Source organism: Shinella sumterensis (assembly GCF_004514425.2).
In the GTDB taxonomy this organism is placed as follows: Bacteria; Pseudomonadota; Alphaproteobacteria; order Rhizobiales; family Rhizobiaceae; genus Shinella; species Shinella sumterensis.
On the sequence record NZ_MYFN02000027.1, the window covers coordinates 22504 to 28503 of the forward strand.

At 62.6% G+C, this 6000-nt stretch carries 9 protein-coding genes; 7 read left to right on the top strand and 2 right to left on the bottom strand.

The window, feature by feature from the left end:
- The first annotated feature begins 200 nt into the window (after window positions 1-200).
- The 5 genes from B5M41_RS25845 (at window position 201) to aat (ending at window position 4018) form a co-directional block, all read left to right on the top strand.
- Window positions 201-959, top strand: a complete 759-nt coding sequence (locus B5M41_RS25845) for a DsbA family protein (protein ID WP_134650685.1) — start codon at window positions 201-203, stop codon at window positions 957-959.
- Between the two features lie 149 nt (window positions 960-1108).
- Window positions 1109-1546, top strand: a complete 438-nt coding sequence (gene aroQ / locus B5M41_RS25850; protein ID WP_134650686.1) for a type II 3-dehydroquinate dehydratase — start codon at window positions 1109-1111, stop codon at window positions 1544-1546.
- A 22-nt stretch (window positions 1547-1568) separates the two neighbouring features.
- The gene (gene accB, locus B5M41_RS25855; protein ID WP_134650687.1) at window positions 1569-2033 is read left to right on the top strand and encodes an acetyl-CoA carboxylase biotin carboxyl carrier protein; all 465 of its coding nucleotides are present in this window, start codon (window positions 1569-1571) and stop codon (window positions 2031-2033) included.
- 10 nt (window positions 2034-2043) lie between these two features.
- Window positions 2044-3390 (top strand): acetyl-CoA carboxylase biotin carboxylase subunit, encoded by a 1347-nt coding sequence (gene accC, locus B5M41_RS25860; RefSeq protein ID WP_134650688.1) that lies wholly within the window; start codon window positions 2044-2046, stop codon window positions 3388-3390.
- Between the two features lie 13 nt (window positions 3391-3403).
- Window positions 3404-4018 carry a leucyl/phenylalanyl-tRNA--protein transferase gene (gene aat, locus B5M41_RS25865; protein WP_134650689.1) on the top strand — a complete coding sequence of 205 codons (615 nt, stop codon included), beginning with the start codon at window positions 3404-3406 and terminating at the stop codon, window positions 4016-4018.
- 72 nt (window positions 4019-4090) lie between these two features.
- Here aat and B5M41_RS25870 read toward each other — a convergent pair whose 3' ends face one another.
- Together B5M41_RS25870 and B5M41_RS25875 are read right to left on the bottom strand one after the other, a co-directional pair.
- Window positions 4091-4495, bottom strand: coding sequence for a DUF2155 domain-containing protein (locus B5M41_RS25870; RefSeq protein WP_160871488.1), 405 nt, complete (start codon window positions 4493-4495; stop codon window positions 4091-4093).
- 127 nt (window positions 4496-4622) lie between these two features.
- Entirely contained in the window at window positions 4623-5018 is a 396-nt protein-coding gene (locus B5M41_RS25875; protein ID WP_134650691.1) for an NADH:ubiquinone oxidoreductase subunit NDUFA12, read from the bottom strand.
- 369 nt (window positions 5019-5387) lie between these two features.
- Between B5M41_RS25875 and B5M41_RS25880 the strand changes: the two genes are divergently transcribed.
- Both B5M41_RS25880 and B5M41_RS26950 read left to right on the top strand, forming a co-directional pair.
- Window positions 5388-5633, top strand: coding sequence for a hypothetical protein (locus B5M41_RS25880; RefSeq protein ID WP_134650692.1), 246 nt, complete (start codon window positions 5388-5390; stop codon window positions 5631-5633).
- Between the two features lie 32 nt (window positions 5634-5665).
- Window positions 5666-5794, top strand: coding sequence for a hypothetical protein (locus B5M41_RS26950; protein ID WP_268998428.1), 129 nt, complete (start codon window positions 5666-5668; stop codon window positions 5792-5794).
- Window positions 5795-6000: the final 206 nt, after the last annotated feature.

Below are 6000 nucleotides of genomic sequence, written 5' to 3' on the forward strand. Positions count from 1 at the left end.
GCCTTTCGCTTCCTGACTGCGGCTTTCCTGCCGCAAGACGCCGACATTCACAATCCCGCGAGGGCCGAAAATCCGCCGCTTTTTCCCTGTCGTTTGCGTCACCGCGCCCATAAGGTCGTTGAAAGTGGCCGCGCGCGCATTGACGCGCCGGTACGGCCAATGGCACTTCTGCTGCGCATCACGACGAGGACAGGACAGACATGACTTTCAAGACGAAGCTCGCGGCCACCGTAGCCCTTACACTGGCGGTCGCAGCCCCCCTTCCGGCGCTTGCCCTCGACGACGCGCAGAAGAAGGAAATCGGCGAGTTCATCAAGGAATATCTTGTCGAAAACCCCGAAGTCCTCCTCGAAGCACAGGAAGCCCTGCAGAAGAAGCAGGAAGAGCAGCAGCAGGCCAAGGCCCAGTCCGCCATCACTGACAACACGAAGGCGATCTACAACTCGCCCTACGATATCGCGCTCGGCAATCCCAAGGGCGACGTTACGATCGTCGAGTTCTTCGACTACAATTGCGGCTACTGCAAGCGCGCCCTGTCCGACATGGAAGACATCCTCAAGGAAGACAAGAACGTCCGCTTCGTCCTGAAGGAACTGCCGATCCTCGGCCCCGATTCGCTGGCCGCGCACAAAGTCAGCGCCGCCGTGCGCGATCTTGCGCCGGAAAAGTACGGCGAATTCCACCGCACGCTGCTGGGCGGCGAAGGCCGCGCGACGGAGGAAAGCGCCATTGCGCTCGCCGCCAGCCTGGGCATTTCCGAAGCCGACGTGCGCAAGACGATGACCGAGAAGCCGCATGACGACGCGGTGCGTCAGGCCTATTCGCTCGCCAACGATCTCGGCATTACCGGGACCCCCTCCTATGTCGTCGGCGAGGAAATGGTCTTCGGCGCCGTCGGGGCGGACGACCTGCGCGAAAAGATCGCCAATGTCCGCGCCTGCGGAAAGGCGAGTTGCTGACCGCCGCCATCTTCTCGCCATGCTGGCGGTGTTGGAGCCTAACCGCTTGTGGACACGTCCCTTCGACCGGGAAAGCCCGCGCCTTGGGGCTTTCCCTGCGCAAACCGCCGGTCTATAGGTAATCCTCCATCCAGCATGCGGAATTTCGAATGGCTTCAATAGTTTTCGTGCTCAACGGCCCCAACCTGAACGCACTCGGCAAACGCGAGCCCGGCATCTATGGAGGCCAGACGCTCGCCGATATCGAGGCGCTGTGCCGGGCCGAAGGCGAAAAGCTGGGCCTTGCCATCGATTTCCGCCAGTCCAACCACGAAGGCGACCTGGTCGACTGGATTCACGAGGCCGGCGATGTCGCCGCCGGCGTCGCGATCAATGCCGGCGCCTACACGCATACCTCGATCGCGCTTCACGACGCCATCCGCGCCGTGAAGACACCGGTGGTCGAACTGCACCTCTCCAACGTGCATGCCCGCGAGGACTTCCGCCACAAATCGATGATCGCACCCGCCGTGAAGGGTGTGATCTGCGGTTTCGGTGCGCAGAGCTACGTCCTGGCGCTCCATGCGCTTTCATCCATCACGAAATAAGAAGAACCAGAGGCTCATTCCCATGGCTGACAAGAAAAACGGCATCGATCAGGCCCTGATCCGCGATCTCGCCAATATCCTCAACGAGACGGATCTGACCGAGATCGAAGTGGAGCAGGATGAACTGCGCATCCGCGTCTCGCGCGCCGGCACGCCGCAATATGTCCAGGCGCCGATGGCCGCTCCGGCGCCCGTTGCCGCTCCCGCCGTCAGCGCAGCAGCCGCCGCGCCCGCCGCAGACGCGCGCAGCAACAAGAATGCCGTCACCGCGCCGATGGTCGGCACGGCCTACCTGTCGCCCGCCCCGGGCGCCCGCCCCTTCATCGAAGTCGGTGCGACGGTCAAGGAAGGCCAGACCATCCTCATCATCGAAGCGATGAAGACGATGAACCAGATTCCCGCGCCGCGTTCGGGCAAGGTCACCGAAATCCTCGTTCAGGATGCAAGCCCGGTCGAATATGGCGAACCGCTGATCGTTATCGAATAAGGCGGGTCCCATGATCTCCAAAGTCCTCATTGCCAACCGCGGCGAAATCGCCCTCCGGGTCCTTCGGGCCTGCAAGGAGCTCGGCATCGCCACGGTCGCCGTGCATTCCACGGCCGACGCCGACGCCATGCATGTGCGCCTCGCCGACGAGAGCGTGTGCATCGGCCCGCCGCCGTCGCGCGAAAGCTACCTCAACATCCACCAGATCGTCGCGGCCTGCGAGATTACCGGCGCGGACGCCGTGCATCCGGGTTACGGCTTCCTGTCGGAAAACGCCAAGTTCGCCGAAATCCTCGATGCGCACGGCATCACCTTCATCGGCCCGACGGCGGAACATATCCGCATCATGGGCGACAAGATCACCGCCAAGCAGACCGCACAGGAACTCGGCATCCCCGTCGTTCCGGGTTCCGACGGCGAGGTAAAGCCGGAGAACGCGCTGGAAGTCGCCCGCAAGATCGGCTTCCCGGTTCTCATCAAGGCGACCGCCGGCGGCGGCGGCCGCGGCATGAAGGTCGCCAAGACCGAGGCCGATCTGGAAGAGGCCGTTTCGACGGCGCGTTCGGAGGCGCTTGCCGCCTTCGGCAACGACGCCGTCTATATGGAAAAGTATCTCGGCAAGCCGCGCCACATCGAAATCCAGGTCGTCGGCGACGGCATGGGCAATGCGGTGCATCTCGGCGAACGCGACTGCTCGCTGCAGCGCCGGCACCAGAAGGTTTGGGAAGAGGCGAATTCGCCAGCCCTCAATGTCGAACAGCGCATGAAGATCGGCCAGATCTGCGCCGACGCCATGAAGAAGCTGAAGTACCGCGGCGCCGGCACGGTCGAATTCCTCTACGAGAACGGCGAGTTCTATTTCATCGAAATGAACACGCGTCTCCAGGTGGAGCATCCGATCACCGAAGCGATCACCGGCATCGACCTCGTGCATGAGCAGATCCGCGTCGCGTCCGGCGCCGGCCTCTCCGTCACGCAGGAGGAGATCGTCTTCTCGGGTCATGCCATCGAATGCCGCATCAATGCCGAGGATCCGCGCACCTTTGTGCCCTCGCCCGGCACGATCACGCATTTCCACGCGCCGGGCGGTCTGGGCGTTCGCGTCGATTCCGGCGCCTATGCCGGCTACAAGATCCCGCCCTATTACGACAGCCTCATCGGCAAGCTGATCGTGCATGGACGCACACGCGTCGAATGCATGATGCGCCTGCGCCGCGTGCTCGACGAGTTCGTCGTCGACGGCATCAAGACGACGCTGCCGCTGTTCCAGGACCTGGTCGCCAACCAGGACATCGCAAACGGCGACTACGACATCCACTGGCTGGAGAATTACCTGGCCAGCACGACCGACGCCTGAGAGGCGTCGGACCATGGCAAGGCGTCGCGGCGGCAACCCGGAAATAACACCGGACCTTCTGCTGCGCGCCTATTCCATCGGGCTCTTCCCGATGGCCGATTCGGCCGACGACCCGGAGCTTTTCTGGGTCGAGCCGGACATGCGGGGTGTCATCCCGCTCGACAGCTTCCACGTCTCGCGCAGCCTCGCCAAGGCAATCCGCCAGAAACCCTTCGAGATCAGCTTCGACAAGGCCTTCGATGCCGTGGTCGCGGCCTGCGCGCAAGCCGCGCCGGACCGGCCGTCCACCTGGATCAATGGGAAGATCAAGTCGCTCTACGGCACGCTGCACCGCATGGGCCACGCCCATTCGGTCGAGGCATGGGAGGGCGACCAGCTCGTCGGCGGCCTCTACGGCGTATCGCTCGGCGCCGCCTTCTTCGGCGAAAGCATGTTCTCGCGCCGGACAAACGCCTCCAAGATCTGCCTCGTGCATCTGGTCGAGCGCCTGAGGGCAAACGGCTTCCGCCTGCTCGACACGCAGTTCACCACGGATCATCTGAAGACGTTCGGAGCGATCGACGTGCCGAAGATCGACTACGAGGACATGCTGGCGAATGCACTCGCTTCGCCGCACCTGCCGTTTTGAAACGATGAATTGCGCTGTGAGGGCATGGATCCTCGGGCAAACCCCGGGGATCGACAGCCGTAAACGCAGCTCTTACTGCGCCTTCGCCTCGGAATCGTCCGGCGGCGGGACGTCGGACTTCGCCTTGCATTCGGTGAGCCAGACATCATAGACGGGGTGCTCGACGGCGTTGAGGCCGGGGCTGTCGGCGAACATCCAGCCAGTGAAGATGCGGCGGATCTTGCGGTCGAGGGTGATTTCGTCGACTTCGACGAAAGAGGTGATCTTCTGCGCTTCGGTATCGTCGCGGCTGTAGCAGACCTTCGGGGTCACCTGGAGGGCGCCGAACTGGACGGTCTCGCCGATATAGACATCGAAGCTGGTGATGCGGCCGGTGATCTTGTCGATGCCCGAGAAGACGGCGACCGGGTTCTCGATACGGGCGGCCTTGGCCGAGGCAGGCACAAGGGCAAGCCCCACGGCCACTGTTGCCAGCATGGCCGAAAGGAAGCGCCGTCCGGCGCCTGTCCGCGAAAACCCTGATGTCATGAAAGCCGTCTCCTGCGATCTGCGCCGGCATCCGCCGGCCGCTTCGGGCTACCGGCGAAATGTGGCCAAATCGGTATCAGTTGCCCGGTGTCCAGGCGTCATAGTCGCCCGTGACGCGCGGACGCTCACCGGTCGCGGCGAGCGAGCCCGGCGGACGATAGGCTTCGGACGTGCCGGTCGGGTTGGCGCGATGCGGCTTCTGCCATTCGCGCGCCTTGTAGTCCTCGTCAGCGGGCGAGACATCGGTACGGTGATGCATCCAGCCGTGCCAGCCTGCCGGAATGGCGGAGGCGTCGGCATAGCCGTTATAGATGACCCAGCGACGGGTGCGACCTTCGGAATCCTTGCCGCCCTGATAGTAGACGTTGCCGAACTCGTCCTGCCCGACCTTCGTGCCGAAGCGCCAGGTGTGAAAGCGGGTGCCGATCGTCTGACCGTTCCACCAAGTGAAGATCTGCGTGAGAAGGCTCATGGCTGGCGTCCTTGGCAGGGCCATGCCGAACACGGCCCGAGACTGATATTTCCTCCGCTTATGGCGCGGCAGGGTGCGAATGTCCAGCGATTCCCGCGTCTTCGCCCACGGCTTTTCGCGTCTCCAAAGTCCGTGCTTTCGCCGCCCGCCGATGCTCGAAACACCGGAGAAAAAGGCGTTGGAACGCCGGCGGCAATATTCAAGGGCGATCACGCGATTGCGATAAATTATTGAAATACTGTTCTTTTTTTCCGAACACTGTGGTCACAGTTCTTGCACTAGTAACCATTTAATGAGGGCCCTAAATTCTACTCATCGAAGCGGCCAACACGGCGCTTCGGCAGACACACAGCAAATAAGGTGAATACCATGAAAAAGACCGCTCTCTTCGCCGCCGCCCTCGCTGTTCTCGCAGCCGGCTCGGCTTCTGCGGCATCCGTCAGCGGCATCGTTCATGACTACGATGCCCGCACCGGCGTCATCCGCCTCCAGGACGGCAASGCGATCGCCCTGCCCGTAAGCGTTCCTGTTCCGGCGAACCTGAAGTCCGGCTCTGCCGTCAACATCCTGCTCAACGCAGACAACAACCAGCCGCGCGCCGTTCTGGCCCGCTGAATTTCTCACGTCCAAACACAAAGGTGATTAAAATGAACACTGTAGCTCTCTCCACCGCCGCCCTCGCCCTCCTCGTTGCCGGCTCGGCTTCCGCAGCATCGCTGAGCGGCATCGTTCAGGATTACGATGCCCGCAAAGCGTTCCTGTTCCGGCGAACCTGAAGTCCGGCTCTGCCGTCAACATCCTGCTCAACGCAGACAACAACCAGCCGCGCGCCGTTCTGGCCCGCTGAATTTCTCACGTCCAAACACAAAGGTGATTAAAATGAACACTGTAGCTCTCTCCACCGCCGCCCTCGCCCTCCTCGTTGCCGGCTCGGCTTCCGCAGCATCGCTGAGCGGCATCGTTCAGGATTACGATGCCCGCA